Genomic DNA, 26,273 nt, shown 5'->3' with positions numbered 1-26,273 from the left:
AGCACCTCCCGACGGCACCAGGTGGGCGAGGCGCGGGGGCCGGGGCGGAGTCCCGGGAAACCAGCGCCGCAGCGAGCCGTCAGCGCGGCCCTGGCACAGGCACCGGCTCGGCGGTATCCGCCACCGGCTCCACCGCCCGCGCCCGCGAGCTCCGCACGGCGACCCGCGCCCCCAGCCACACCAGGAACCCGGTCGGCAGGAACACCGCGTCCGCGGCAATCATCGCCATGGAGAAGAACGGCAGCCCCAGCAGCACCGCGATCCCCGCGTGCTCCAGCATCATCAACGCCAGCAGGACGTTCTTGATCCGCCGGTTGAACAGCGTGAACGGGAACGCGACCTGCACCACCACCGTCCCGTACGACAGCAGCATCACCAGCGTCCCGCTCCCCGCCACCAGCGCCGACAGCGCCGGCCACGGGCTGAAGTAGTCCAGCCCCAGCGGGTAGTACAGGGCCGTCCCGTCCTGCCACCGGGAACCCTGGATCTTGTACCAGCCCGCCGTCGCGTAGATCAGGCAGACCTCCGCCATGATCACCAGCATGCCCGCGTTGTGCAGCAGGTTGGCCAGGACGTCCAGGACCGCCCGCCCCTCGCCCTCCGGCTCGTGGCGGTCGACCAGCCACCACAGCCCGCAGGCCACCCACACGGCCGCGAACGCCGCCAGCCAGCCGTGGCCGAACCCGCCGGTCACCGCACCGAAGGCGAACACCGCGCCCAGCACGCCCCACAGCACCGGCCCGGCCGCGCCGGCCGTCGCCGAGCCGCGCGTACGGGCCCTGCGCGCGTCCAGCGACCAGACCTGCGCGCACCGGGTCAGCACCAGGTAGATCGCCATCAGGTGGATGACGTTGTCCCCGCCGTCGCCCATGAACACGCTGCGGTTCTGCAGCGACAGCACGCCGACCATGAAGACCACGGACGTCGCCCTCGTCCGCCAGCCCAGCATCAGCCCCGCGCTCGCCAGTACAGACACCGCGTAGACGAGCTCGAACCACAGCGCCGAGTCCGACCACATCAGCACCGTGAAGGCGTGGTTGGACTCGATCAGCCGCTCCGCGAGGTGCCAGCTCCACGGTCCGTCCGGTCCGTACAGCTCGGCGCGGTTCGGGAATTCCCGCAGCAGGAAGAAGAGCCAGGTCGCGGCGAAGCCGATGCGGACCACGGCGCTCTGGTACGGGCCCAGCGCCTGCCCGGTGACCCGCGCGGCCGCCCGGGCCGCCGTCTCGCGGGCGCGCCTCACACCGTCCACCACGGCAGCTCCCGGTAGTAGGTCTGGGTGTCGGTGGTCTCGGTGCTCCACTGCGGCGCGGGCACCGCCGTGGTCGCCGAGCGCAGCTGGATCCGCAGGATGGTTCCGCCCGGCAGCTCGGGGGCGAGCCGGTACAGCGCGATTCGCCGGAGGTACTCCTCGGACAGCTGCCCGCGCTCGCCGTTCGGCTTGTTGTCCTCGTCGTGGGAGCCGGTGAAGAAGTCCCAGGCCCGGCGGAGCTCGTTCTGCCGGGTGTGGCTCGGCAGCAGGCTGTGCCGGATGGCCGCGCCGTCCTCAGCGCTCAGGTCGCGCCAGGGAGTGGTGACCAGCTCGCCGTCGCCCGCCCTGAACTCCGCGCGCACCTCCACGGCGATGTTCTGCTGCAGCGGGTTCGGGGCGAACAGCTTCCAGTTCTGTTCGAACTCGGGGTAGACCCACCAGTCGATCGTTTCCGCGTGCTGCTTGCTGAGGGTGTTGCTCGGGGCCACGTGCAGGAAGACGAGCGCGAGGTGCGTGCACGCGGCCACCGCGATCACCCCCAGGGCCAGGGCGGTCACGACCCGGTACGGGGCGGAGAGACCGGCGATTCCGGGCGTCCGCGGAGGTGGCGGAGCGGCCCCTTCGGCGGGCTCGTGCTCGTTCGAATCCATCCCCACCCGATCGTCCGGCATCCACAGGGTTGACCTCAGAGGTTGACACCCTACGGGCCTCCGTCTCACCATTGAAGCGAATGAACCGAACGATCGGTCGGTCGGGCGGACAGCGGACTCTGGCAGGGGGCCGGAATGGTGGCAGTGACCCCGGAGACGGGGCCGGACACGGCTCTCGGGACAGACAGGACGGACGGGACAGGCATGACTGCTGACCTGGGCGCACAGCTCGCGGCGGCATTCGACGCGGCCGTGGCGGCCGACGAGCGCGTGGAACCGCGCGACTGGATGCCGGACGAGTACCGCGCCTCCCTGGTGCGCCAGATGGCCCAGCACGCCCATTCCGAGATCATCGGAATGCAGCCCGAGGCCAACTGGATCACCCGCGCGCCCTCGCTGCGCCGCAAGGCGATCCTGATGGCCAAGGTCCAGGACGAGGCCGGCCACGGGCTGTACCTCTACAGCGCGGCCGAAACCCTCGGCACCAGCCGCGACGAACTGCTCGACAAGCTCCACTCGGGCAAGCAGAAGTACTCCTCGATCTTCAACTACCCGACCCTGACCTGGGCGGACGTCGGCGCCATCGGCTGGCTCGTGGACGGCGCGGCGATCACCAACCAGGTGCCGATCTGCCGCTGCTCCTACGGGCCCTACGCGCGCGCCATGGTCCGGATCTGCAAGGAGGAGTCCTTCCACCAGCGCCAGGGGTACGAGCTGCTCCTCGCCCTCTCGCAGGGCACCGAGGCCCAGCACGCGATGGCCCAGGACGCGGTGGACCGGTGGTGGTGGCCGTCGCTGATGATGTTCGGCCCGCCCGACGACGAGTCGGCGCACTCGGCCCAGTCGATGGCCTGGCGCATCAAGCGGCACTCGAACGACGAGCTGCGCCAGCGGTTCGTGGACATCGCCGTCCCGCAGGCCGAGTCCCTCGGCCTGACCCTGCCCGACCCGGACCTCAAGTGGAACGAGGAGCGCGGCCACCACGACTTCGGCGCCATCGACTGGGCCGAGTTCTGGAACGTGCTCAAGGGCAACGGCCCCTGCAACGAGCAGCGGATCGGCCAGCGGCGCAAGGCACACGAGGACGGCGCCTGGGTGCGCGACGCGGCCGCCGCGTACGCGCGCAAGAAAACGGCACAGCAGGTGGCACAGCAAGCGGCGAAGCACGCCGGACAGAACGAGGAGGCACGGGTATGACGCAGAACTGGCCCCTGTGGGAGGTCTTCGTGCGCTCGCGCCGCGGCCTCTCGCACACGCACGCGGGCAGCCTGCACGCCCCCGACGCGGAGATGGCCCTGCGCAACGCCCGCGATCTCTACACCCGGCGCAACGAGGGGATCTCGATCTGGGTGGTGCCCTCCACCGAGATCACCGCCTCCTCGCCGGACGAGCGGGACCCCTTCTTCGCGCCGTCCGCCGACAAGCCGTACCGGCACCCCACCTTCTACGACATCCCGGAGGGGGTGAGCCACCTGTGACCAGCACCGACACCACGCGCCTCACCGGCGCCGACGCCGCGGCGGCACTCGCGCTCGGCGACGACGCGCTGATCCTCTCCCACCGCCTCGGCGAATGGGCCGGACACGCCCCCGTGCTGGAGGAGGAGGTCGCCCTCGCCAACATCGCCCTCGACCTGCTCGGCCAGGCCCGGATCCTGCTGTCCATGGCCGGCGACGAGGACGAGCTGGCGTACCTGCGCGAGGAGCGGTCCTTCCGCAACCTCCAGCTGGTCGAGCAGCCGAACGGCGACTTCGCCCACACCATCGCCCGCCAGCTCTACTTCTCCCTCTACCAGCACGAGGTCTACGGGGAGCTCGCCCGCGGGGACGGCCCGTTCGCGGCGCTGGCGGCCAAGGCCGTCAAGGAGACCGCGTACCACCGCGACCACGCCGAGCAGTGGACCCTGCGGCTCGGGGACGGCACCGAGGAGAGCCGCAGCCGCATGCGGGCCGCCCTCGACGCGCTGTGGAAGTACACCGGCGAGATGTTCCAGCCGGTCGACGGCCTCGACGGCCCGGACCCGGCCGCCCTGGAGGAGCGCTGGCTGACCGCGCTGACCGGCGTACTGGACCAGGCCGGCCTCGACCTGCCCCAGGGACCGCGCACCGGCGCCTGGGCGGCCGGGGCCGGACGCCAGGGCCTGCACACCGAGTCCTTCGGCCGGATGCTCGCCGAGATGCAGCACCTGCACCGCAGCCACCCGGGGGCCTCATGGTGACCGCCGACGCCGGAACGACCCGCCTGGAAGCGGAACTGGCCGCGCTGGCCGGCTCCGTCCCGGACCCGGAGCTGCCCGTGCTCACCCTCGGTGAGCTCGGTGTCGTGCGCGGGGTCCGGATGCACGAGGACGGCCACGCCGAGGTCACCCTGACGCCGACGTACACCGGCTGCCCTGCCATCGAGGCCATGTCCGCCGACATCGAGCGGGCCCTCACCGGCCACGGCATCCCGCAGGTGCGGGTGACCACCGTGCTGGCCCCCGCCTGGTCGACCGACGACATCAGCGCCGAGGGCCGCCGCAAGCTCGCCGAGTTCGGCATCGCCCCGCCCCGGCCGCACGCGGCCGGCGGACCGGTCCCGCTGACCCTGTCGGTCCGCTGCCCGAACTGCGGATCGACCGACACCGAGCTGCTCAGCCGCTTCTCCTCCACCGCATGCAAGGCGCTGCGCCGCTGCACCGCCTGCCGCGAACCGTTCGACCACTTCAAGGAGCTCTAGATGGCCGCCCCCCGCCACGGCGCGTTCCACCCGCTGACGGTGGCGGCTGTCGACCGGCTCACCGACGACTCGGTCGCACTGACCCTGCGGGTTCCCGAGGAGCTGCGCGAGGACTACCGGCACGCCCCGGGCCAGCACCTGACGCTGCGCCGCACCGCGCCCGAGGGCGGCACCGAGGTCCGCCGCACCTACTCGATCTGCTCCCCGGCGCCGTCCGCGGACGGCCCGGGCCCGGAGCGGCTGCGGGTCGGGGTGCGGCTGGTGGAGGGCGGCGAGTTCTCCACCTTCGCCCACAAGGAGATCGCCGCCGGGGACGTCCTGGAGGTCATGGTCCCGGCCGGGCGCTTCGTGCTGGAGCCCGCCGCCGCCCCAGCCTCGGGGCACTACGCGGCGATCGTCGGCGGCAGTGGCATCACGCCCGTGCTGTCGATCGCGGCGAGCCTGCTGGCCGCCCGGCCCGACGCGCGCTTCTGCCTCGTGCGCAGCGACCGTACGGCGGCCTCGACGATGTTCCTGGAGGAGGTCGCCGACCTCAAGGACCGGTACCCGGCGCGGTTCCAGCTGGTGACGGTCCTCTCCCGGGAGGAGCAGGAGTCCGGGCTGCCCTCCGGGCGGCTGGACGAGGAGCGGCTGGCGGCCCTGCTGCCCGCGCTGCTGCCGGTGGCGGAGGTGACGGGCTGGTTCCTGTGCGGCCCGTACGGCCTGGTGCAGGGCGCGGAGCGGGCCCTGGGCGCGCTCGGCGTCGCCCGGACCCGCGTGCACGAGGAGATCTTCCACGTCGAGGACACCGCTCCGGCGGCCCGCCCCGCGGGTGCCGCGGCCCCCGCGCACGGGCGGGTGACCGCACGGCTCGACGGCCGTTCGGGCACCTGGCCGGTCCAGGACGGCGAGTCGTTGCTGGACGCGGTGCTCCGCAACCGCGCGGACGCCCCGTACGCCTGCAAGGGCGGCGTCTGCGGTACCTGCCGGGCGTTCGTGGTCTCGGGCGAGGTCCGGATGGAGCGCAACTTCGCGCTGGAGGCCGAGGAGACGGAGGCCGGATTCGTCCTGGCCTGCCAGTCGCACCCGGTCACGGAGGAAGTGGAGATCGACTTCGACCGCTGAGCGGAACGGTGTCCCTTCTGTCAGGCCCCTGTCCCCGGACAGGGGCCTGTCCATTTTCAAGAACCTGTTCTATCTTGACGCACCGTCAGACGTGACACCGTCGGACCCGACCGTGCGGGAGGACAGGCAGTGGACTTCACCTTCACCGAGGAGCAGCAGGCCGCCGTCGAGGCGGCCAGGGCCGTCTTCGCGGATGTCGCGCCCGACGGCGTGCCCAGCCCCGCGCTGACCCCGGGAGCCGTCGCCGACGACTTCGACCGCCCGCTGTGGGCCAAGCTCGCCCAATCAGATCTGCTGAGCCTGGTCCTCGCCGAGGAACACGGGGGAGCGGGCCTGGACGCCGTCGCCCTGTGCCTGGTGCTGCGCGAGGCGGCCAGGGTGCTGGCACGGGTCCCGCTGCTGGAGCACTGCGCCACCGCCATGGCCGTACAGGCCCACGGCAGTCCCGAACTGGCCTCCGCCCTGCTGCCCGGCGCGGGGCGCGGCACGCTCGTGCTCACCGCCGCCGCCCACGGCCGCTCCGGCCACGACCCCGCCGAACTCGCGGTCGTCGCACGCCGCGAGGGCGACGCGTGGATCCTGGAGGGCACGCAGACCGCGGTCCCCTGGGCGCACGGCGCGGACTGGATCGCCGTACCCGCGCACACCGGCGAGGGCGACGCCGTCCTCGCGCTCGTCCCGCGGGGCGCCGAAGGCCTGGCGCTCGCCGAACAGGTCTCCACGAACGGGGAGCGGCTCGCCGAACTCGCCCTCGACGGCGTACGGGTGGCCGGGACGCACCTCATCGAGACCCCGGGAGCATGGGAGCGGCTGCGCCAGCTCCTCGCCATCGGGACCTGCGCGCTGGCGCTCGGACTCGGCGAGAACGTCCTCACCATGACCAGCGGGTACACGGGCAAGCGCGAACAGTTCGGCTTCCCGGTGGCCACCTTCCAGGCCGTCGCCGTCCAGGCCGCCGACCGGTACATCGACCTGCGCGCCATGGAGGTCACCCTGTGGCAGGCCGCCTGGCGGCTCGATGCCGCGACCGGCGGCGCCGGTGGTCCCCTGCCGAGCTCGGGCGATGTCGCCGTCGCCAAGATCTGGGCCTCGGAGGGCGTACGCCGGGTCGTGCAGACCGCCCAGCACCTGCACGGCGGCTTCGGCGCCGACACCGACTACCCGCTGCACCGCTACCACGCCTGGGCCAAGCAGCTGGAGCTCCAGCTGGGCCCGGCCGCCGCGCACGAGGAGGCCCTGGGCGACCTGCTGGCCGCCCACCCCCTCGCCTGAGCCGGCCCCTCGTCAGAGGACGAAGGCCGGGTTCCCGTTGTCCGTCACCATCGGGCGCCCGGCACCGTCCCAGGCCTGCATCCCGCCGTCGACGTTCACCGCGTCGATCTCCTGGCGCACCAGGTACTGGGTGACCTGCGCGGAACGCCCGCCGACGCGGCACATCACGTACACCCGGCGGCCGTCCTCGACGGCCTCGGTCAGCTCGCCGAAGCGGGCCACGAAGTCGCTCATCGGGATGTGCAGAGCACCCTCGACGTGGCCGGCCGCCCATTCGTCGTCCTCACGGACGTCGAGGACAAAGCCTTCGGAGGGCACCGCGGTGGCATCCACCGAGGGGAGCGGCCCGAAGTTCATAGCTGTCGCCTTCTCTCTTCACGAATCTGCTGCCAACCTATCCGACCACCCGGTACGGGCGGACCGGGCTCACTCGGCGGCGAGCTCCGCCGCCAGCTCCGCCTCGCGCTCGGAGACCTGCGCGAGCAGCTGCTCCGCGATCTCCTCCAGCAGCCGGTCGGGGTCCTCGGGCGCCATCCGCAGCATCGACCCGATCGCGCTCTCCTCCAGCTCCTTGGCGACGAGCGACAGCAGTTCCTTGCGGCGGGCCAGCCACTCCAGCCGGGCGTACAGCTCGTCGCTCTCGCCCGGTACCGCCGTCTCGGGCGCCGGTCCGGCCGCCCACTCCTCGGCCAGCTCCCGCAGCAGCCCCTCGTCGCCACGCCCGTACGCCGCGTTGACCCGCGCGATGAACGCGTCGCGCCGCTCCCGCTCGCCCTCCTCCTGGGCGAGGTCGGGGTGGGCCTGCCGGACCAGCTCGCGGTAGAGGCGGCGCACCTCCTCCGAGGGCCGCACCCGCTCCGGCGGCCGCACGGGCCGGTCTGTCAGCATCGCGGAGGCGTCGTCGGAGATCCCGTCGGAGCCCAGCCAGTCGTGGAACAGCTCTTCCACCCCGGGCATCGGCATGACCAGCGAGCGCGCTTCCTGCGCCCGTCGCAGGTCCTCGGGATCCCCGCTGCGGGACGCCCTCGCCTCGGCGATCAGGGCGTCCAGTTCGTCGAGCCGCGTGTACATGGGGCCGAGCTTCTGGTGGTGCAGGCGGGAGAAGTTCTCCACCTCCACCCGGAAGGTCTCCACCGCGATCTCGAACTCGATCAGCGCCTGCTCGGCGGCCCGCACGGCCCGCTCCAGGCGCGCCTCCGGGCGCTCCTCACCGGTGACGGAGGAGTCACCGGGATCACCGGGGACTGTCTGCTCAGGCTGCTCGGTCTGCTCGCTCACCCGGCCAGCCTACGGCCCGTCCGCGCGGGCGGTGTTTCACGTGAAACACCGCCCGCGGCGACGGGGCCCGGCGACGCTGCCGCCGGACCGCTCAGACGCCGGTCTCCGCCGCGATCCGGCCGGACCGCACCGCCGCCACCAGGTCGGCGTGATCGGCCTCGGTCCGGTCGGCGTAGGCCACGGCGAAGGCGGCCATCGCCTCGTCCAGCTCGTCGTTCTTGCCGCAGTACCCGGCCAGCAGCCGCGGGTCGACGCTGTGCGCGTGCGCCCGGGCCAGCAGGGCGCCGGTCATCCGCCCGTAGTCGTCGATCTGCGGGGCGGCCAGCGCCGCCGGATCCACGCTGCCCTTGCGGTTGCGGAACTGGCGCACCTGGAAGGGCCGGCCCTCCACCGTGGTCCAGCCCAGCATGATGTCGGAGACCACCTGCATCCGCTTCTGCCCGGCCACCACCCGGTGGCCCTCGTGCTCCTCCGGCACCGGGGCGAAGCCGAGCCCGGTCAGGTGCGGCAGCAGCACCGAGGGCCGCGCCTCCTTCACCTGGAGCACCAGCGGCTCGCCGCGGTGGTCCAGCAGCAGGACCACGTACGAGCGGGTGCCGACGCTCCCGGTGCCCACCACGCGGAAGGCCACGTCCTGGATCGCGTACCGGGCCAGCAGCGGCAGCCGGTCGCCCTGGAGCGTCTGCAGGTAGGGACCGAGCGAGGCGGCCACGGCCGCCGCCTCCGCGTCCCCGACCCGGCGCAGCACGGGCAGCGCGTCGACGAAGCGGCGGGCGCCGTCCGGCCCTATCTCCGTGGACTTGGCCGCGAACCGCGCGGAGGTGTTGTTGCGGGCCTTCTCCGAGACCCGCTCCAGCGTGCCCAGCAGATCGCGGGCGTCGGCGTGCGAGACCAGCTCCTCGTCGGCGATGGCGTTCCACGCGTCGAGCGCGGGCAGCTTGGACAGGAGCCGCATGGTGCGCCGGTAGGCGCCGACCGCGTCGAGCGCGGCCGCCCGGCAGGTGTCCTCGTCCGCGCCGGCCACCCGGCCCGCCAGCACCAGCGAGGCCGCCAGCCGCTTCACGTCCCATTCCCACGGGCCGAACACGGTCTCGTCGAAGTCGTTGAGGTCGATGACGAGCCGCCCGCGGGCATCCCCGTAAAGACCGAAGTTCGCCGCGTGGGCGTCACCGCAGATCTGCGCGCCGACGCCGGTCACCGGGCCGCCGGACAGGTCGTGGGCCATCAGCCCGGCCGCCCCGCGCAGGAACGCGAAGGGGTTCGCGGCCATCCGGCCGACCCGTATCGGAGTCAGCTCGGCGACCCGCCCTGCGTTGGACTCCTCCACCGCGCGCACGGCGTCCGGCCGCCCGGCCGGTGCCGTGAAGGCGGCGTGCGCCGACCTCGGCACGCGGGCGCGCAGCGCCTTGCCCTCCTCCTTCGGCGAGCCGGCCGCCGCCCTCGGCGCGAAGCCCGCCACATCCGGAATCCGCTGACCCGTCATCGCCGCCATCGACGCCGCCCCCACCCGTTCACTTCAGTGATCTCTTTCTCGAACGGGCTGACCGTATCTACAGCCCGGCGTCCCTGGCCAGCAGCGCCGCCTGCACCCGGTTCTCGCAGTCCAGCTTCGCGAGGATCCGGCTGACGTACGTCTTCACGGTCGCCTCGCTCATGTGCAGCCGCCGGCCCGCCTCCGCGTTGGACAGCCCCTCGCCCAGCAGCGCCAGCACACCGCGCTCCCGCTCGCTGAGCTCCGCCACCCGGCGCCGGGCCGCCTCACCGCGCACGGCGGCCTTCCCGGACGCCAGCTGGTCCACCACGTGCCGGGTCGCCCCCGGCGAGAGGTAGGCGTCCCCGGCCGCGGCCGCCCGGACCGCCCCGATCAGCTCGCCCGGCGCCGAGTCCTTCAGCAGGAAGCCCGCGCCGCCCTCGCCCAGCGCCCGCAGCACGTTCTCCTTCTCTCCGAAGGTGGTCAGGATCAGCGCCCGCACCTGGGGCACGGTCCGCCGCAGTTCTCCCAGCGCCGTCAGCCCGTCCATCACCGGCATCTGGATGTCCAGCAGCACCACCTCGGGCCCGTGCGAGCGGGCCAGGTCCACCGCCTCCCTGCCGTTGGCCGCCTCCGCGACGACCTCGATGTCCGGTGCCGAGGTCAGGATCATCCTGATCCCGGCCCGGATCAGTGGCTCGTCGTCGGCGATCACCACTCTGATCACTTCGGCTGTCACCCCGTGCTCCTACTGCTTGACCTCGTACTCCTGCTTTTCCACGAGCTTGCCGTCCTGGAAGCAGAACCGGAAGATCCGGTCCGTTCCCACGGCGCTCGGCTGGTTCTCGGCCAGCAGGGCCAGACATTCCGAGCCCGCCGGCCTCGGCGGCCCCTTGCGGGCGGCCCCGGCGGTCATGAAGTTCTCCCCGGTCGGCAGCCGGTCGCGGACGGACTGCTCCGACTCGCCCACGTGCACGGCGTCGAACTCGTCCCGGTCGATCATCGCGTCACTGGCCGAGTCGAGCAGCAGCACCACTCCGGCGCCGAACACGATCACCAGCAGCACCACCGCCGCGAACGCGATCCCGCAGCCCACCGCGACGCCGCCGGAACGGCTGGACACGCGCACGGCCAGTTCCCGGTCCACCGCCCCCCAGTCCATCGGCTGCTCACCGCCGCGTCCCGGCGGCGGACCGCCCGCGTACGCGTGCGCCTGCTGACCGAAGTCGTCGGCCACGTCCACCACACCGGCCGGCTCCGCCCCGTACGGAAGGACCCCGGCCACCCGGAACCCACCGCCCTCGGCGGGGCCCGCGTGCACCATCCCGCCGACCAGCCGGGCCCGCTCGCGCAGTCCCGTCAGGCCCTGCCCGCCCGAGACCACCTCGTCGGCGGCCGGACCTGCCGACGGCCCGTTGGCGATCTCCACCACCAGCGAGTCGTCCTCGAACCGCAGCTCCACCTTGATCGACGCCCCCGGAGCGTGCTTGTAGGCGTTCGTCAGGGCCTCCTGCACGATCCGGTACGCGGCGTGGTCGCAGGCCGCGACCAGCGGCCTCGGCTGCCCCGACGTGGTCAGCCGTACATCGGTGCCCGAGCCCCGCGCCGCCTCCACGACCCCCGCGATGCCGGCCACCCCGCGCGCCGCGGGCTGGGCCTCCTCCACGGGCGCGGGCGCCTCGACCCCGTCGCGCAGGATGCCGACGACCTCGCGCAGCTCGTGCATCGCGGCCACCGAGGCCTGTCGCAGCACCCCCACCGCCTCGCGCTGACGGTCGGTGAGCTGCGGATCCACCTCCAGTGCCCCGGTGTGCACGGAGATCAGGGCCAGTTGGTGCCCCAGGCTGTCGTGCATGTCCTGGGCGATGCGCTGGCGCTCGCGCAGCCTCGCCTGGCCGGCGACCATGGCCCGCTCGCGCAGCAGCTGGCCGTTGCGTTCCTGGAGCGCGCGCAGCAGCGTGCGGCGCTGCGACCAGTACCGGCTGGCCAGACCCGGCATCACCGTCGTCGCCAGGAACATCAGCGTGGAGAACACGATCAGCAGCAGCGGCTGCATCTGCGCCCACTGGTCCATCACGCCGCAGCCGATCGCCGCCACGAAGGCAAGCGTGAAGGCGGCCAGGGCCCGGCCCACCCCGACGATCCGCCGCCCGGCCGACCAGCCCAGGAGGGGCAGGACGAAGAAGGCCCCGGGCAGGAAGTTGGCCACGCCCGAGGCGAACACCAGCGTGCTGGCCGGCAGCCTGCGGCGCAGCAGCGTCAGCAGCAGCACGACCACGGCGCCGAGCAGCATGCGCCGCCCGGAGGCGTTGCTGACCTCCTCGAGGCCCAGGCCGAGTATGGCCAGTACGCCGCCGAGCGCCAGGTCCCCCGCCAGCGTCCGCCGGGTCCACTGCTCCGGGCCCTTCAGCCAGTCCCAGCCGGCCCGTGTCTTCGCCTTCACATCCACGCGCCCGACCCTAGACACCAGCGCCGCGGACCGGCCGCCCTCTTTCGTCGCGCCCCGCACGACGAAAGTCGACCGGTGCCCCGTCCCCGCACCTGCCGGGGCCGGTCGTCACGGTCCCGGCCGGCCCGCGACGCGGGCGAAGACGAGCTCCAGCACGGCGACCCGGTCCAGCCGTGCCGGCCCGCCGGTCATCCCGTCCAGGAACACCACCCGACCGTTGTTGTGCGCGTAGAGCAGGTGTCCGCTGACCTCGGTGCCGCCGATGGCGCGACGGACCCACACCACGCCCTGGGTGTCCGGTCCGGTCTCCTGGGCCCGCGCGACCACCTCGTCCCAGCTCGCGCACCGGATCTCGTGCGCGGCGGGGAAGCAGCGGCGCAACAGCAGCTCCCACCAGCCGGGCGCCTCGTGCGCGGGCTGCCACGGCAGCGGCGACGAGGGGCCGCCCGCGATGGCGGCGGCCGTCGTGACCACACAGCCGCGTGCGTTCAGCCGCCTCGCCTGCGCCTGCGGGTCGCGCTCGACCGGATCGCGGGTGTACGCCGACGCGTCGCCCCACGGGTCGTTCGAGGCGGGGTGGAAGGGCTCCCCGTAGTCCTTGGGCACCACGAGCGACGCCGCGAGCATGGGCGTGCGCGGATGGCCCGGCTGCTCGGTGGTCCGGCAGGCGAACGGCCAGGTCCCGGCGTCCTCGGCGACCGGCTCGATGCCCGCCGGCTCGACGAGCCCGTCGTAGGTGGACAGCAGCCACTCCAGCGCGGTCTGCCACGGCTCGGCCTTGGAGGTCTTCGCCGTGCCGGCCCGCTCCCAGCCGCCGTGGCGCACGTGGGCGAGGTACTCGTCGAGAGGCAGGTGCGTCGGCGGGAAGTCCACCCGGGAGCCGTCCTTGGCCACGATCACCAGGGGGTTGAACGGACCCACCACGGGGTCCCCGGCGTCGGTGCCCTCCCGGGTCGTGTACCGGACGATCCAGGCCAGCTCGTGCTCCTGGGTGAGCTCCGGCAGCAGCACGATCGTCCACGGCTCCGAGGCGAACGCCTGACCGAGGCGGACCCGGGCCGCTTCGACGGCCTCGTCCAACGTGAGCATTTCCGATTCCTGACGACGGTGCCGACGAGTTCGGGTACGAGCCGGCGGCCGGGTGGGTCAGGTTGCACGGGTCCCCGCCGGCCGCTCCGGCTCGGCCACAACTGGTCTCGCGATTCCGACAGTTGGATCACCCTAACCAGGTCCCGCGAAAAGACCACAGCTCAGGGGCCCCGAGGAGGGACGTACGTCACACCCGCGCCCGGGGGGAAACACGAAACGGCCGCCACCGCTTTCGCAGTGACGACCGTCTCGTCGATGTGGGCGAGGGGGGATTTGAACCCCCACGTCCCGAAGGACACTGGCACCTGAAGCCAGCGCGTCTGCCGTTCCGCCACTCGCCCGAGCAGCGCCCCAGTGGATCTTCCCTTTCGGGCCTTTCCCCTGGCGACGTCGAAACATTAGCACGGAGAACGGGGTGGATTCACATCGCTTTCCCGGCACCCCCTCGCCCCGCCGCGGACGGCCCCTCCCGCACTCCGCTCCCGGTGCGGGACACTGTCCTGGGAGCGCCCCTACGATCCCTTGTGAGGACCAACACTCGTCCTCACAGGAACGATGGGGAACCACCCGAATCCGCCACGCGTGGATACGATCAGTAAGCAGTACAGGGCGACAGCGACGGAGGAGGTGCCCCATGGGAGTTCTGAAGCGGTTCGAGCAGCGACTCGAAGGTCTGGTGAACGGCACCTTCGCCAAGGTGTTCAAGTCCGAGGTCCAGCCGGTGGAGATCGCCGGAGCCCTCCAGCGGGAGTGCGACAACAACGCCACCATCTGGAACCGCGAGCGGACCGTCGTCCCCAACGACTTCATCGTCGAGCTCAGCGCCGGTGACTACGACCGCCTGAGCCCCTACTCCGGGCAGCTCGGCGACGAGCTCGCGGGCCTCGTCCGCGACTACGCCAAGCAGCAGCGCTACAGCTTCATGGGACCCATCAAGGTCCACCTGGAGAAGGCCGACGACCTCGACACCGGGCTCTACCGGGTCCGCAGCCGCACCCTCGCCTCCAGCACCTCCCAGCCGCAGGCAGGACCGCCCTCACCGCAGGGCGGCTACGGCTACCCGCCGGAGAACCAGCCGCAGGGCGGCTATGGCTATCCCCCGGTCGCGGCCCCGCCCATGCCCAGCGCCCCGCCCCCGGGCGGACCCGGCGCCCGCCGGCCCGCTCCGGGCGGACCCGGCGGACCGGCCCCCGCGGCCGGCCCGGGCGGCGCCCGGCGGCACTGGATCGAGATCAACGGCACCCGCCACCAGATCTCGCACGCCACGCTCGTACTCGGCCGAAGCACGGAAGCCGACGTGCGGATCGACGACCCCGGCGTATCCCGCCGGCACTGTGAGATCCGGACCGGAACGCCCTCGACGATCCAGGATCTCGGGTCCACCAACGGCATCGTGGTGGACGGGCAGCACACCACCCGCGCTACGCTCCGCGACGGCTCGCGGATCGTCGTGGGCAGCACCACCATCATTTACCGGCAAGCCGAAGGGTGAAGCGGGGGCAATGTCAGAGCTGACCCTGACGGTCATGCGGTTGGGTTTCCTGGCCGTTCTGTGGCTGTTCGTCATCGTGGCCGTCCAGGTCATCCGCAGCGATCTCTTCGGGACGCGCGTGACCCAGCGCGGCTCCCGTCGCGGCAGCGGAGGCGCCGGCGGCGCCCCGCAGCAGGCGGGCCGCCAGGCCGCGCCTCCGCAGCAGCGCCAGCGGCGCGGCGCGCCGACCAAGCTGGTCGTCTCCGAGGGCATCCTCACGGGAACCACGGTGGCCCTCGCCGGCCAGACGATCACGCTGGGCCGCGCGCACGATTCCACGATCGTGCTGGACGACGACTACGCGTCCAGCCGCCATGCCAGGATCTATCCCGACCGTGACGGCCAGTGGATCGTCGAGGATCTCGGGTCCACCAACGGCACGTATCTCGACCGGACCCGGCTGACCACCCCGACGCCCATTCCGCCGGGCGCACCGATCCGCATCGGCAAGACCGTCATCGAGCTGCGGAAGTAGTACGAGAATGAGCGAGCGGAGCGAGCGCGCGGCGGTGATCCGTCCCACCGAGGACACGGACCCGAGCGCGCTCCCGACCGGAGGGTGGGCAGTGTGGCTCGAGACCGGTTGTACCCGGAGGCAGCTTCGTCGACAGGGCAGGTGCGCATGAGTCTGTCCTTGCGGTTCGCCGCCGGATCACACAAGGGCATGATCCGCGAAGGGAACGAGGACTCCGGCTACGCCGGTCCCCGGCTCCTCGCGATCGCCGACGGCATGGGAGGCCAGGCCGCCGGCGAGGTCGCGAGCTCCGAGGTGATCTCCACCCTCGTGCAGCTCGACGACGACGTCCCGGGCTCCGACATCCTCACCTCGCTGGCCACGGCCGTGCAGCGCGCCAACGACCAGCTGCGCGTGATGGTCGAGGAGGACCCGCAGCTCGAGGGCATGGGCACCACGCTGACCGCCCTGCTGTGGACCGGCCAGCGCCTCGGCCTCGTCCACGTCGGCGACTCCCGCGCCTATCTGCTCCGCGACGGCGTCCTCACCCAGATCACCCAGGACCACACCTGGGTGCAGCGCCTCGTAGACGAGGGGCGCATCACCGAGGAAGAAGCCACCACACACCCGCAGCGCTCCCTCCTGATGCGCGCGCTCGGCAGCGGCGACATCGTCGAGCCCGACCTCTCCATCCGTGAGGTCCGGGCCGGTGACCGCTACCTGATCTGCTCCGACGGGCTCTCCGGCGTCGTCTCCCACCAGACCCTGGAGGAGACCCTCGCCGACTACCACGGTCCCCGCGAGACCGTGCAGTCCCTGATCCAGCTCGCGCTGCGCGGCGGCGGACCCGACAACATCACCTGCATCGTCGCCGACGTCCTCGACACCGACAGCGGCGACACCCTCGCCGCCCAGGTCAGCGACACCCCGGTGGTCGTCGGCGCGGTCGCCGAGAACCAGCACCAGCTCTTCGACAGCGGCAACGCCATGCAGACCCCGGCCGGCCGGGCCTCGGGCCTCGGCCGCCAGGGCCAGCCGCCCGCCGGCGCCTTCGGCCCCCCCGGCAGCGGTGACGCCCCCGGCTACGGGTACTCCGACCAGGGCCAGGCCCAGGGCGGCAACGGCTACGGCACCTTCGGCGAAGCCGACGCGTACACTGCCGACCCGGGCTACGAGGACACGTACAACCACCCCCGCAGGCGCCGCAGCAAAGGGCGCAAGTGGACCACCCGTACGCTGACCCTGCTCATCGTCGCCGGCGTCGTCGGCGGCGGCCTCTACGCGGGCTGGCGCTGGACGCAGACCCAGTTCTACGTGGGCGTGAAGGGCGAGCACGTCGCGCTCTTCCGCGGCATCAGCCCGAAGCTGGGGCCGCTGGAGCTCTCCAAGGTGGAGACCGACCGCCCCGACATCGAACTGAAGTACCTGCCGCCCTTCAAGCGGAAGCTGGTCGAGGCCACCATCAGCGAGAACAGCTTCGACGCGGCGCGCAAGAAGCTCGACGACCTCGGCGTCCAGGTGTCCGCCTGCAAGAAGGACGAGGAACGCCGGGGCGCCGAGGCAGGGAACAGCCAGACGCCCGCCCCCAGCCTGACTCCCGAGGAGCAGCAACTGGTCGGGCTGTGCGGCAAGTAGTAGACATACGCGGGCGCAGGGGGCCTGCCACACCATGAGCGTAGTCACCAATACGACCACCATCGGCGCCATCGAGCTGCCGAGCCGGCGGAACACCGAGCTCCTGCTGCTCGGCTTCGCCGTGCTCATCCCGATGTTCGCCTACGCCAACGTGGGCCTCGCGATCAACGGCACCCTGCCCCCCGGCATGGTGCTCTACGGCCTCGGCCTCGGCGCCCTCGCCGGGATCGCGCACCTCGTCGTGCGCCGGTACGCGAAGTACGCCGACCCGCTGCTGCTGCCGCTGGCGACCCTGCTCAACGGGCTGGGCCTGGTCCTGATCTGGCGCCTGGACCAGTCCGAGCGCCTGCAGAACCTCGCCAAGCGGGCCTTCGGCGGGTTCTCCCCCTCCGCCCCCCGCCAGATGATGTACACGGCGCTCGCCATCGCCCTGTTCGCCGCCGTCCTGCTGATCCTCAAGGACCACCGCGTCCTGCAGAGGTTCACGTACATCTCGATGGCCGGCGCCTTGGTCCTGCTGATCCTGCCCGTCGTCCCGGGCCTCGGCGCCGACGTCTTCGGCGCCAAGATCTGGATCAGCGTGGGCGGCTTCTCCATCCAGCCCGGTGAGTTCGCCAAGATCGTCATCGCGATCTTCTTCGCCGGCTACCTGATGGTCAAGCGCGACGCGCTCGCGCTGGCCAGCCGCCGCTTCATGGGGCTCTACCTGCCGCGCGGCCGCGACCTCGGCCCGATCCTGATGATCTGGGCGATGAGCCTGCTGGTCCTCGTCTTCGAGAACGACCTCGGCACCTCGCTGCTCTTCTTCGGCATGTTCGTGATCATGCTGTACGTGGCCACCGAGCGCACCAGCTGGATCGTCATCGGCCTGCTGATGTCGGTGGGCGGCGCCGTGGTCGTCGGCACCTTCGCCAGCCACGTCCAGGCCCGTGTCAACGCCTGGCTCGACCCCTTCGCCTGCTACACCACCTCGGGTGCCTGCGAGCAGGTGGGCCAGTCGATCATGAGCTTCGGTTCCGGTGGCGTCCTCGGCGCCGGCTGGGGCCAGGGCAACTCCGACCTGATCGGCTTCGCCGCCAACTCCGACTTCATCTTCTCCACCGTCGGCGAAGAGCTCGGCCTGGCCGGCGTGATGGCCTTCCTCCTGGTCTACGGGCTCATCATCGAGCGGGGTGTGCGCACCGCGCTCGCCGCCCGCGACCCCTTCGGCAAGCTCTTCGCCATCGGCCTCTCCGGCGCCTTCGCGCTCCAGATCTTCGTGGTCGCCGGCGGCGTCATGGGCCTCATCCCCCTCACCGGCATGACGATGCCCTTCCTCGCGTCCGGCGGTTCCTCCGTCCTCGCGAACTGGATCCTCATCGCCATCCTCATCCGGATCAGCGACACCGCACGCCGCCCCGCGCCGGCCCCCGCCCCGTCCCCCGACTCCGAGATGACCCAGGTGGTCCGTCCGTCATGAACAAGCCCCTGCGCCGCATCTCGCTGTTCTGCGGACTGCTCGTCCTCGCCCTGCTGATCCGCACCAACTGGCTGCAGTACGTGCAGGCCGAGGAGCTCAGCACCCGCAAGGAGAACCGCCGGGTCCAGATCGCCCAGTACGCGACCGAGCGCGGCAACATCATCGTCAAGGGCGAGCCGATCACCGGCTCCAAGGTGACCGACGGCAGCGACTACAAGTTCAAGCGGACCTACACCAACGGCGAGCTCTGGGCTCCCGTCACCGGGTACGCCTCGCAGGCCTTCGGCTCCACCCAGCTGGAATCCCTCGAGGACGGCATCCTCACCGGCAACGACGACCGTCTGTTCTTCGACCGCACCATCGGCATGTTCACCGGGGAGAAGAAGCAGGGCGGCAACGTCGTCACCACGCTGAACCCCGACGCGCAGAAGGCGGCCTTCGAGGCGCTGGGCACGAAGAAGGGCGCCGTCGCGGCCATCGACCCGCGCACCGGCGCGATCCTGGCCCTGGTCTCCACGCCCTCCTACGACCCCTCGCGCTTCGCGGGCAACTCCAAGGACGACGAGAAGGCCTGGGTCGAGCTGAAGGACAGCGAGGACAAGAACCTCGTGAACCGCGCCCTGCGCGAGACGTACCCGCCGGGCTCCACCTTCAAGGTGGTCACCGCGGCAGCCGCCCTCGAGCACGGCGTCGTCCAGGACATCAACGCCGCCACGGATACCCCCGAGCCGTACTTCCTGCCGGGCACCAAGACCGTGATGGTCAACCACGCGCAGGGCTGCGAGAAGGCCAGCCTGAACAAGGCCCTCGAGATCTCCTGCAACTCCGTCTTCGCGAACATGGGCGACAAGGTCACCCGCGACAAGATGGTGGAGACCTCGGAGAAGTTCGGCTTCAACAACGACAAGATCGACATCCCGGTCCGCGCGTTCGCCAGCATCTACGACAAGAAGATGGGCAAGGACGGCAACGCCCAGAGCTCCATCGGGCAGTTCAACACCGCCGCGACCCCGCTCCAGATGGCCATGGTCACCGCCGCGATCGCCAACGACGGCAAGCTGATGAAGCCGTACATGGTGGACAATCTCACGGCCCCCAACCTGGACATCATCGAGAAGCACGAGCCGCAGGAGATGAGCCGGCCTCTCTCCGCCGCCAACGCGGAGAAGGTGCAGCAGATGATGGTCAACGTCGTCGAGAACGGCACCGGCACCAAGGCCAAGATGAAGGGCGTCACGGTCGGCGGCAAGACCGGTACGGCGCAGCACGGCGAGGGCAACAAGAAGCGCCCCTACGCCTGGTTCATCTCCTACGCCGAGACCCCGGACAAGACTTCGCCCGTCGCCGTCGCCGTCGTGATCGAGGACAGCGAGGCGGACCGCGAGGACATCAGCGGTGGCGGTCTGGCCGCTCCCGTCGCCAAGGCGGTCATGCAGGCGGTGCTGAACAGCCAGGGGTGACCTAGGGACGACGGACCGGAATGCAGTGACTCACATCACAGAATTCCGCCGCGTCCACGCGTACGGTACCGGTCCAGTATCAGCCTGTGGCCACGAACCGATCACGGACGATCGGCCGGTAGCCTTTGCGCGAACAGCACACCGCCGGACCACACACAGGTGCGGTCGGGACTGACGGAGAGGGCTGGAACGTTATGGAAGAGCCGCGTCGCCTCGGCGGCCGGTACGAGCTGAGCCACGTGCTCGGCCGTGGTGGCATGGCCGAGGTCTACCTCGCTCACGACACCCGGCTCGGCCGTACCGTCGCCGTCAAGACCCTGCGCGCCGACCTCGCCCGTGACCCGTCCTTCCAGGCCCGGTTCCGGCGCGAGGCCCAGTCGGCCGCGTCGCTGAACCATCCGGCGATCGTCGCGGTCTACGACACCGGCGAGGACTACGTCGACAACATCTCCATCCCGTACATCGTGATGGAGTACGTCGACGGCTCCACGCTGCGCGAGCTGCTGCACTCGGGCCGCAAGCTGCTGCCCGAGCGCACGCTGGAGATGTGCATCGGCATCCTCCAGGCCCTCGAGTACTCGCACCGCGCAGGCATCGTGCACCGCGACATCAAGCCCGCCAACGTGATGCTGACCCGCACCGGCCAGGTCAAGGTCATGGACTTCGGCATCGCCCGCGCCATGGGCGACTCCGGCATGACCATGACGCAGACGGCCGCCGTCATCGGCACCGCCCAGTACCTCTCGCCCGAGCAGGCCAAGGGCGAGCAGGTCGACGCGCGTTCCGACCTCTACTCCGCGGGCTGCCTGCTCTACGAGCTGCTCAGCGTCCGGCCCCCGTTCGTCGGTGACTCCCCCGTGGCCGTCGCCTACCAGCACGTACGGGAAGAACCGCAGCCGCCGTCGAACTTCGATCCCGAGATCACGCCCGAGATGGACGCCATCGTCCTCAAGGCACTGGTCAAGGACCCCGATTACCGCTACCAGTCGGCCGACGAGATGCGTGCCGACATCGAGGCCTGCCTCGACGGCCAGCCGGTGGCCGCGGCCGCGGCCATGGGCGCGGCCGGCGGCTACGGCTACCCGGACCAGGGGCAGGGCTACGGGCACCAGGGCTACGACCAGCCCACCGCCGCCCTGCGCGCCACCGACCCCGGCGGCCAGACGGCGATGATGGCGCCCATGCCCCCGGGCGACGGCGGATACGGCTACGGCGACCAGGGCCACGGCGGCTACGACCAGGGCCCCAACCGCGGCCAGAAGAAGAGCAAGGCGTCCACCGTCCTGCTCGTCGCCGCGGGCATCCTCGTCCTGGTCGGCGCGATCCTCATCGGCCGTTCCCTCTTCGGCGAGGGCGCCGACAACCGGCCCTCCGTGCCCAAGCTCATCGGCCAGACCTTCGAACGGGCGCAGAAGAGCGGCGACGCCGTGGGCCTCAAGGTGGTCAAGGGCCCCGACGCACCCTGCGAGGACCAGCCCAAGGGCAACGTCTGCAAGCAGGAGCCCGCGGCCGACACCAAGGTCGAGGACGGCTCTTCCGTCACGGTGACGATCTCCACGGGCGCGCCCAAGGTGACGGTCCCCGACGTGGTCAACCTCAAGTTCGAGGACGCGGAGAAGGCGCTCAAGGAGAAGGGCCTGCAGGTCGACCGCAAGCCCCAGGAGTCCGACCGCACTGCCGGGACCGTCCTCGAACAGAGCCCGAAGGGCGGCGAGGCGGAGCGCAACAGCGTCGTCACGCTGACCGTCGCCAAGGAGATCTCCAAGGCCGACGTGCCGGAGCTCAGGGGCAAGAAGAAGGACGAGGCGGTCAAGGCCCTCACGGACGCCAAGCTCCGGCTCGGCAGCGTGACGGAGATCGATTCGCCCGGAGCCGTACCGGGCACGGTCGTCGACCAGCAGTTCGCGGCGGGCCAGCAGCTCGACGTGGGCAAGACGGTGAGCATCAGCATCGCCAAGGCCTCGGCGCAGACCACGGTGCCCAACTTCGCCGGCCGCACCGTGGACCAGTACAAGGACGATCTGCGGCGCGCCAACCTCCGGCTCGGCGTCGTCAGCGGCTCGACGGACGGCAACGCGGTCGTCGTGACCACCGACCCGCAGCCGGGCACCCCGGTCACCACGGGCCAGACCGTGAACGTCATCGCCTTCGGCGGTGGCGGCCAGCAGCAGGGCGGCAACAACAACGGCGGCATCATCGGCGGCCTGGGCGACGGCCGCTAGCGCCCGGCGCGACCGCCTGCACGGCGAAAAGGTCCGGCCCCCTTCCCGATTCACGGGGAGGGGGCCGGACCTTCGTGCGTCCGCCGCTGTACGACCGTCTGCGGCCGCGTCCGGGATGCGTGGGCCACGTGGGGCTCAGGAGGCGTCAGAGGCTCTCACAGGGGCCTTCTGGGGGCTTGGTGGCGCCGGGCTCGCCCCGATCCCGCGGGAGCTCAGCGCAGTTCGGCCGGCGGGGTCCGCTTCGCGTCCACCTTCTCCGTCCGGACCAGCTCGCCCCAGACGACGTACCGGTACTTCGAGGTGTAGACCGGCGTGCAGGTGGTGAGCGTGATGTACCGGCCGGGGGCGGTCTTCCCCGAGTCCTTGGGGACCGCGTTGATCACGTCGGTGTTGTACTTCGAGGTCTGGCGCAGCTCCGCGAAGACCTTGTAGACGTACCAGGTGTCGCGGGTCTCGAAGACGATCGCGTCGCCGCTCCGCACCTTGTCGATGTTGTGGAACTTCGCCCCGTGGCCGTCCCGGTGGGCGGCCAGCGCGAAGTTGCCCTTCTCGTCCCACGGCAGCGCCGACTTCACCGGCTGCGTGTAGTACCCGGCGACGCCGTCGTCGAGGATGTCCGGGTCGGTCCCCGGCTTGACGAGCACCTCGCCGTTCTTCATCGCCGGTACGTGCAGGAAGCCGGTCCCGCCCTGCGTGTCCAGTGCCCCCGGCCCCGCGGCCTGCGCGGGGGCCTGCCACTGCTGGCGGATCTCGTCGCCGCGCGCCGACGCCTGCCGGTCGGCGAGCACGTTCGTCCACCACAGCGAGTACGCCACGAACAGGCCCAGCACCAGGCCCACGGTGATCAGGACCTCGCCCAGCAGGCTCAGGAATCCGGCGAGCACACTGCGGCTGCCGGCGGGCGGGGCCGCGGCGCGGCGGCGGGCACGAGACACTGCTGATTCGTCCTTAGCTGGTCAGCGCGGGCGGCGGGCCCTGGCTGCGGGGGCGTTCCTCGGTCATCCTGCCCCATACGATCATCCGGTAGGTGCTGGTGAACTCCGGGGTGCAGGTGGTCAGCGTGATGTACCGGCCCGGGGATGTGAACCCGGACCCCTCCGGCACGGGCTTGATCACCGCCACGTTCGTCGGCGGTGTCTGCGCGAGCGACGAGGTCGTCTCGTACGTGTAGTAGGCGTCCCGGGTCTCGACGACGACGGGGTCCCCCGGCACCAGCCGGTTGATGTAGCGGAACGGCTCGCCGTGGGTGTTGCGGTGTCCGGCCACCGCGAAGTTGCCCTGCTTGTCGGCCGGCATCGCCGTCTTCAGCGCGCCCTCGCCGTAGTGCCCGACCATGCCCTTGTCGAGCACCTTCGGCTTGCTGATGCCCTCCGCGACCGGGACCTTCACGTCCAGCTTCGGAATGTGGAGGATCGCGAAGCCCTGGCCGGGCTCGAAGGCCGTCACCGGCGGTGCGGCGGCCCCGGAGCCCCCCGGATCCTTCTCCCAGGTCTGGCGCAGGGAGCCGGCGGCGCCGTTCGCCACCCGCTCGGCCAGCAGGTTCGTGTACCAGAGCTGGTAGGCGACGAACAGCAGCATCACCAGGCCCAGCGTGATGAACAGCTCTCCGCCCAGCCGGCTCGCGATGACCACCGGGCCGCCCGAGGCCGGCCGCTTGCGCCGTCGGCCGCCCCGTCTGCGGGTGCGCCGGGCGGCCTGTTTCGCGGCCTCCTGAGCGGCCCTGCGTCGCGCGGCCCGGCCCTGCGTGGGCGCGGACGGCGCGACCGCGGTCACGCGAGGGCCTTGCCCACCACCGGGGCCAGCCCCGCCGAACGCTCCACCGCGCCCGCGTCACCGCACCGCACCAGCCAGTTGGCGAGCATCCGGTGGCCCCATTCGGTGAGCACGGACTCGGGGTGGAACTGCACGCCCTCGACGTCGTGCTCCCGGTGGCGCAGGCCCATGATGATCCCGTCCTCGGTCCGCGCGGTGACCTCCAGCGCGTCCGGCAGGGTCGCGGGCTCGGCGGCGAGGGAGTGGTACCGGGTCGCGGTGAACGGCGAAGGCAGTCCTTCGAACACCCCGAGCCCCTCGTGGATCACGGGCGAGGTCTTGCCGTGCAGCAGCTCGGGCGCCCGGCCCACGACGCCTCCGTAGGCGACCGCCATCGACTGCATGCCGAGGCACACGCCGAAGACGGGGACGGCCGTGCGCGCGCAGTGGCGGACCATGTCGATGCAGACGCCCGCCTCCTCCGGCGTACCGGGGCCGGGGGACAGCAGTACGCCGTCGAAGCCGTCCTGCGCGTGCGAGAGCTCCACCTCGTCGTTGCGCAGCACCTCGCATTCGGCGCCGAGCTGGTAGAGGTACTGGACCAGGTTGAAGACAAAGCTGTCGTAGTTGTCCACAACCAGAATGCGCGCGCTCACGGAGTGGCTCCCGATCCCTCGTCCACCGTCACATCGCCGAACGGAAGCAGCGGCTCGGCCCACGGGAAGACGTACTGGAACAGCACGAAGACCACCGCGAGGACCAGTACGAGCGAGATCAGCGCGCGTACCCACGCGTTGCCCGGCAGGTGCCGCCAGATCCAGCCGTACATGCCGCCTGATTCCTTTTCGTCCACGTTCGTTCGACGCACCGCGGGGGCGGTACGCGAACAGACTAAAGGCAGCGGCCCGAAAGGGTGGGTCACCCGGACAAACCCTCCGGTCGCCCCTGGGACACGGGGAGGGTCCCGGTCAGCTCCGCCCAGACGACCAGCCGGTGGCTGTGACCCCATTCCGGATCGCAGGTCGTCAGCGTCAGATAGCGGCCGGGTGCCCGGAACGGTGACTTCTCCGGGACCGGGTCGACGACGGCGACATCGGTGGGCACGGTGCGCAGGGGCGCGGAGCGGAGCGTGTAGGTGTACCAGGTGCTCGCGTCCTTGAGGATCACCTCGTCGCCCGGGCGCAGCCGGGGGAAGTCCTTGAAGGGGTCCCCGTAGGTGCGCCGGTGGCCGGCCACCGAGAAGTTCCCGACGGCGCCGAGGGGGGCGGTGGCGGCGTAGTGGCCGAGCCCCTTCTTCAGCAGTCCGGGGTCGGTGCCCTCGAGGACGGGCTTGACCCAGTCCGGGCCGAAGCGCGGGACGTACATCTCGGCGAAGGCCCGCCCGGCCGGGTGGCGCTCGGGCTGTGCGGGGGGCGGCGGGGACACGGGCGGGGCCTTCGCCGGTTCCGGCTGCGGGGCCGCCGCCGGGTCCGGGGCGGCCGCCCAGCGGTCGCGCATCCGGTCCATCTCGCCGTCCATGGCGCGGTCGGCCTCGACCCCGGTCCACAGCAGGACGTAGGCGACGAAGAGCAGGACCACGGTGCCCGCCGTCAGGCACACCTCACTGAACGTACGTACCACCAGGCGCAGTACGACGTCAGGACGGATCCGATCACGGGGTGGGCGCCACCGGCTTCGCATAGTGGAGGTCCACTGTGCCGGAGTAGCCGGGAAGTGTCAGCGCCTTGTGCTCGTCCACTTTCCAGCCGAGCCCGTAGGCGTTCACGTACAGCTGGTAGTTCTGCAGGGCCGGAGAGGCGGCGAGGGCCTTCTTCAGCGCGCCCGGGTCGCCGACCGCCGAGATCTTGTAGGGCGGCGAGTAGACCCGGCCCTGGAGGATCAGGGTGTTGCCCACGCAGCGCACCGCGCTGGTGGAGATCAGCCGCTGGTCCATGACCTGGATGCCCTGGGCACCACCGTGCCAGAGGGCGTTGACCACGGCCTGCAGGTCCTGCTGGTGGATCACCAGGTCGTTGGGCTGCGGCTCGGGCACGTTGGGGATGCGGGCGGTGGCGTTCGGCGGGGCGTCGTTCAGGGTGACCGTCAGGCCCTTGCCGGTCAGCTCCTCGGTACCGGACGCGGCGCGCAGCGCGGCCAGCTTGGCGTCCTCGGCCTTGGTGCTGCCGTCGTCGCGCTCGGCGAGGGCGTCCACCCGGCCGCGTACGGCCGCGGTGCTCTGCTCCAGCGCCGCGTTGTCCTGGCTGCGCTCCTCGATCAGGTCCGACAGCCTCAGGAGCGAGGCGTCCGTCCGGATGTTCGTACCCTTGGAGGTGTTGAAACTGGTGACGAAGAGCAGCCCGGCCAGGGCGAAGACGGCGGCCGTCAGCAGCCGGACCGGCCTGGCCCGGCGACGGGTACCCGCGGAGGAGTCGTCTGAATTGCTCAACGTACCCTTCTCCTTCAACGCCACAGGTCCACTACGCTAACGGACGCCCGGG

At 71.5% G+C, this 26,273-nt stretch carries 25 protein-coding genes, 1 tRNA gene and 1 pseudogene; 12 read left to right on the top strand and 15 right to left on the bottom strand.

Translation table 11 applies throughout. The features are described from left to right. Positions 1 to 79: 79 nt before the first annotated feature. Both ACXNSR_RS20100 and ACXNSR_RS20095 read right to left on the bottom strand, forming a co-directional pair. Entirely contained in the window at positions 80 to 1,252 is a 1,173-nt protein-coding gene (locus ACXNSR_RS20100; protein ID WP_458636923.1) for an HTTM domain-containing protein, read from the bottom strand. Beyond that, complete coding sequence (locus ACXNSR_RS20095; protein ID WP_458636922.1) at positions 1,240 to 1,902, bottom strand: DUF5819 family protein; 663 nt, start codon at positions 1,900 to 1,902, stop codon at positions 1,240 to 1,242. The genes ACXNSR_RS20100 and ACXNSR_RS20095 overlap by 13 nt, the downstream gene beginning before the upstream one ends. Before the next feature lie 135 nt (positions 1,903 to 2,037). Between ACXNSR_RS20095 and paaA the strand changes: the two genes are divergently transcribed. The 6 genes from paaA to ACXNSR_RS20065 all read left to right on the top strand — a co-directional run bounded on the left by paaA (position 2,038) and on the right by ACXNSR_RS20065 (position 6,996). Continuing rightward, entirely contained in the window at positions 2,038 to 3,099 is a 1,062-nt protein-coding gene (gene paaA, locus ACXNSR_RS20090) for a 1,2-phenylacetyl-CoA epoxidase subunit PaaA (RefSeq protein WP_458636921.1), read from the top strand. Beyond that, positions 3,096 to 3,380, top strand: a complete 285-nt coding sequence (gene paaB, locus ACXNSR_RS20085; protein ID WP_030817166.1) for a 1,2-phenylacetyl-CoA epoxidase subunit PaaB — start codon at positions 3,096 to 3,098, stop codon at positions 3,378 to 3,380. Before paaA ends, paaB begins: the two co-directional genes overlap by 4 nt. Continuing rightward, positions 3,377 to 4,120, top strand: coding sequence for a 1,2-phenylacetyl-CoA epoxidase subunit PaaC (gene paaC / locus ACXNSR_RS20080; RefSeq protein WP_458636920.1), 744 nt, complete (start codon positions 3,377 to 3,379; stop codon positions 4,118 to 4,120). Before paaB ends, paaC begins: the two co-directional genes overlap by 4 nt. Continuing rightward, on the top strand, positions 4,114 to 4,620 hold the full coding sequence (gene paaD, locus ACXNSR_RS20075; protein WP_458636919.1) for a 1,2-phenylacetyl-CoA epoxidase subunit PaaD: 507 nt from the start codon (positions 4,114 to 4,116) through the stop codon (positions 4,618 to 4,620). The genes paaC and paaD overlap by 7 nt, the downstream gene beginning before the upstream one ends. Beyond that, a complete protein-coding gene (locus ACXNSR_RS20070; RefSeq protein WP_458636918.1) occupies positions 4,621 to 5,724 on the top strand; it encodes a 2Fe-2S iron-sulfur cluster-binding protein in 1,104 nt (367 codons plus the stop codon). Positions 5,725 to 5,853: 129 nt separating this feature from the next. Further along, positions 5,854 to 6,996, top strand: a complete 1,143-nt coding sequence (locus ACXNSR_RS20065) for an acyl-CoA dehydrogenase family protein (protein ID WP_458636917.1) — start codon at positions 5,854 to 5,856, stop codon at positions 6,994 to 6,996. Between the two features lie 12 nt (positions 6,997 to 7,008). Here the strand turns inward: ACXNSR_RS20065 and ACXNSR_RS20060 are convergent, their stop codons facing one another. From ACXNSR_RS20060 to ACXNSR_RS20030, 7 genes are all read right to left on the bottom strand, one after another. Further along, the gene (locus tag ACXNSR_RS20060; RefSeq protein WP_109779232.1) at positions 7,009 to 7,353 is read right to left on the bottom strand and encodes a rhodanese-like domain-containing protein; all 345 of its coding nucleotides are present in this window, start codon (positions 7,351 to 7,353) and stop codon (positions 7,009 to 7,011) included. A 69-nt stretch (positions 7,354 to 7,422) separates the two neighbouring features. Beyond that, entirely contained in the window at positions 7,423 to 8,274 is an 852-nt protein-coding gene (locus ACXNSR_RS20055) for a hypothetical protein (RefSeq protein WP_458636916.1), read from the bottom strand. 91 nt (positions 8,275 to 8,365) lie between these two features. Then, complete coding sequence (locus ACXNSR_RS20050) at positions 8,366 to 9,766, bottom strand: DUF2252 domain-containing protein (protein WP_458636915.1); 1,401 nt, start codon at positions 9,764 to 9,766, stop codon at positions 8,366 to 8,368. Between the two features lie 58 nt (positions 9,767 to 9,824). Next, the gene (locus ACXNSR_RS20045) at positions 9,825 to 10,484 is read right to left on the bottom strand and encodes a response regulator transcription factor (RefSeq protein ID WP_458636914.1); all 660 of its coding nucleotides are present in this window, start codon (positions 10,482 to 10,484) and stop codon (positions 9,825 to 9,827) included. 9 nt (positions 10,485 to 10,493) lie between these two features. Further along, entirely contained in the window at positions 10,494 to 12,194 is a 1,701-nt protein-coding gene (locus ACXNSR_RS20040; protein WP_458636913.1) for a sensor histidine kinase, read from the bottom strand. Positions 12,195 to 12,302: 108 nt separating this feature from the next. Next, a complete protein-coding gene (locus ACXNSR_RS20035) occupies positions 12,303 to 13,283 on the bottom strand; it encodes a toxin glutamine deamidase domain-containing protein (protein ID WP_458636912.1) in 981 nt (326 codons plus the stop codon). Between the two features lie 258 nt (positions 13,284 to 13,541). Continuing rightward, positions 13,542 to 13,624: transfer RNA gene (locus ACXNSR_RS20030), tRNA-Leu, on the bottom strand. A 293-nt stretch (positions 13,625 to 13,917) separates the two neighbouring features. Between ACXNSR_RS20030 and ACXNSR_RS20025 the strand changes: the two genes are divergently transcribed. From ACXNSR_RS20025 to pknB, 6 genes are all read left to right on the top strand, one after another. Next, positions 13,918 to 14,775, top strand: a complete 858-nt coding sequence (locus ACXNSR_RS20025) for an FhaA domain-containing protein (protein ID WP_458636911.1) — start codon at positions 13,918 to 13,920, stop codon at positions 14,773 to 14,775. A gap of 10 nt (positions 14,776 to 14,785) precedes the next feature. Further along, a complete protein-coding gene (locus ACXNSR_RS20020; RefSeq protein WP_189738144.1) occupies positions 14,786 to 15,289 on the top strand; it encodes an FHA domain-containing protein FhaB/FipA in 504 nt (167 codons plus the stop codon). 93 nt (positions 15,290 to 15,382) lie between these two features. Next, the gene (locus ACXNSR_RS20015) at positions 15,383 to 16,903 is read left to right on the top strand and encodes a PP2C family protein-serine/threonine phosphatase (protein WP_458636910.1); all 1,521 of its coding nucleotides are present in this window, start codon (positions 15,383 to 15,385) and stop codon (positions 16,901 to 16,903) included. A gap of 34 nt (positions 16,904 to 16,937) precedes the next feature. Continuing rightward, entirely contained in the window at positions 16,938 to 18,362 is a 1,425-nt protein-coding gene (locus ACXNSR_RS20010) for an FtsW/RodA/SpoVE family cell cycle protein (RefSeq protein ID WP_458636909.1), read from the top strand. Next, on the top strand, positions 18,359 to 19,822 hold the full coding sequence (locus ACXNSR_RS20005; protein WP_458636908.1) for a peptidoglycan D,D-transpeptidase FtsI family protein: 1,464 nt from the start codon (positions 18,359 to 18,361) through the stop codon (positions 19,820 to 19,822). Before ACXNSR_RS20010 ends, ACXNSR_RS20005 begins: the two co-directional genes overlap by 4 nt. Before the next feature lie 194 nt (positions 19,823 to 20,016). Beyond that, on the top strand, positions 20,017 to 22,044 hold the full coding sequence (pknB, locus tag ACXNSR_RS20000) for a Stk1 family PASTA domain-containing Ser/Thr kinase (protein ID WP_458636907.1): 2,028 nt from the start codon (positions 20,017 to 20,019) through the stop codon (positions 22,042 to 22,044). Between the two features lie 212 nt (positions 22,045 to 22,256). Here pknB and ACXNSR_RS19995 read toward each other — a convergent pair whose 3' ends face one another. From ACXNSR_RS19995 to ACXNSR_RS19970, 6 genes and pseudogenes are all read right to left on the bottom strand, one after another. Then, positions 22,257 to 22,979, bottom strand: a complete 723-nt coding sequence (locus ACXNSR_RS19995; RefSeq protein ID WP_458636906.1) for a class E sortase — start codon at positions 22,977 to 22,979, stop codon at positions 22,257 to 22,259. Between the two features lie 13 nt (positions 22,980 to 22,992). Continuing rightward, positions 22,993 to 23,832: pseudogene (locus ACXNSR_RS19990) on the bottom strand (class E sortase); the annotation flags it as partial. Continuing rightward, the gene (locus ACXNSR_RS19985) at positions 23,814 to 24,452 is read right to left on the bottom strand and encodes an aminodeoxychorismate/anthranilate synthase component II (RefSeq protein ID WP_458636905.1); all 639 of its coding nucleotides are present in this window, start codon (positions 24,450 to 24,452) and stop codon (positions 23,814 to 23,816) included. The gene ACXNSR_RS19985 and the pseudogene ACXNSR_RS19990, both read right to left, overlap by 19 nt. After that, complete coding sequence (locus tag ACXNSR_RS19980; RefSeq protein ID WP_458636904.1) at positions 24,449 to 24,625, bottom strand: hypothetical protein; 177 nt, start codon at positions 24,623 to 24,625, stop codon at positions 24,449 to 24,451. Before ACXNSR_RS19980 ends, ACXNSR_RS19985 begins: the two co-directional genes overlap by 4 nt. An 89-nt stretch (positions 24,626 to 24,714) precedes the next feature. Next, complete coding sequence (locus tag ACXNSR_RS19975; RefSeq protein ID WP_458636903.1) at positions 24,715 to 25,476, bottom strand: class E sortase; 762 nt, start codon at positions 25,474 to 25,476, stop codon at positions 24,715 to 24,717. Next, complete coding sequence (locus ACXNSR_RS19970; RefSeq protein WP_458636902.1) at positions 25,448 to 26,221, bottom strand: DUF881 domain-containing protein; 774 nt, start codon at positions 26,219 to 26,221, stop codon at positions 25,448 to 25,450. Before ACXNSR_RS19970 ends, ACXNSR_RS19975 begins: the two co-directional genes overlap by 29 nt. Positions 26,222 to 26,273 lie beyond the last annotated feature (52 nt).

The sequence above is a fragment of the Streptomyces sp. NC-S4 genome, from assembly GCF_054353315.1.
The sequence above is the reverse complement of the archived record's forward strand: the minus strand, read 5'-3'. Positions and strand labels throughout refer to the sequence as shown.

Excerpts from the sequence above, each read along its gene's own strand:
- pknB (WP_458636907.1), top strand. The coding sequence starts at position 20,017 with ATGGAAGAGCCGCGTCGCCTCGGCGGCCGGTACGAGCTGAGCCACGTG.
- ACXNSR_RS20035 (WP_458636912.1), bottom strand. The coding sequence starts at position 13,283 with ATGCTCACGTTGGACGAGGCCGTCGAAGCGGCCCGGGTCCGCCTCGGT.
- ACXNSR_RS20095 (WP_458636922.1), bottom strand. The coding sequence starts at position 1,902 with ATGGATTCGAACGAGCACGAGCCCGCCGAAGGGGCCGCTCCGCCACCT.
- ACXNSR_RS20060 (WP_109779232.1), bottom strand. The coding sequence starts at position 7,353 with ATGAACTTCGGGCCGCTCCCCTCGGTGGATGCCACCGCGGTGCCCTCC.
- ACXNSR_RS20020 (WP_189738144.1), top strand. The coding sequence starts at position 14,786 with ATGTCAGAGCTGACCCTGACGGTCATGCGGTTGGGTTTCCTGGCCGTT.
- ACXNSR_RS19980 (WP_458636904.1), bottom strand. The coding sequence starts at position 24,625 with ATGTACGGCTGGATCTGGCGGCACCTGCCGGGCAACGCGTGGGTACGC.
- paaB (WP_030817166.1), top strand. The coding sequence starts at position 3,096 with ATGACGCAGAACTGGCCCCTGTGGGAGGTCTTCGTGCGCTCGCGCCGC.
- ACXNSR_RS20070 (WP_458636918.1), top strand. The coding sequence starts at position 4,621 with ATGGCCGCCCCCCGCCACGGCGCGTTCCACCCGCTGACGGTGGCGGCT.
- ACXNSR_RS19975 (WP_458636903.1), bottom strand. The coding sequence starts at position 25,476 with ATGCGAAGCCGGTGGCGCCCACCCCGTGATCGGATCCGTCCTGACGTC.
- paaD (WP_458636919.1), top strand. The coding sequence starts at position 4,114 with ATGGTGACCGCCGACGCCGGAACGACCCGCCTGGAAGCGGAACTGGCC.
- paaA (WP_458636921.1), top strand. The coding sequence starts at position 2,038 with ATGGTGGCAGTGACCCCGGAGACGGGGCCGGACACGGCTCTCGGGACA.
- ACXNSR_RS20005 (WP_458636908.1), top strand. The coding sequence starts at position 18,359 with ATGAACAAGCCCCTGCGCCGCATCTCGCTGTTCTGCGGACTGCTCGTC.
- ACXNSR_RS20010 (WP_458636909.1), top strand. The coding sequence starts at position 16,938 with ATGAGCGTAGTCACCAATACGACCACCATCGGCGCCATCGAGCTGCCG.
- ACXNSR_RS20025 (WP_458636911.1), top strand. The coding sequence starts at position 13,918 with ATGGGAGTTCTGAAGCGGTTCGAGCAGCGACTCGAAGGTCTGGTGAAC.
- ACXNSR_RS20050 (WP_458636915.1), bottom strand. The coding sequence starts at position 9,766 with ATGGCGGCGATGACGGGTCAGCGGATTCCGGATGTGGCGGGCTTCGCG.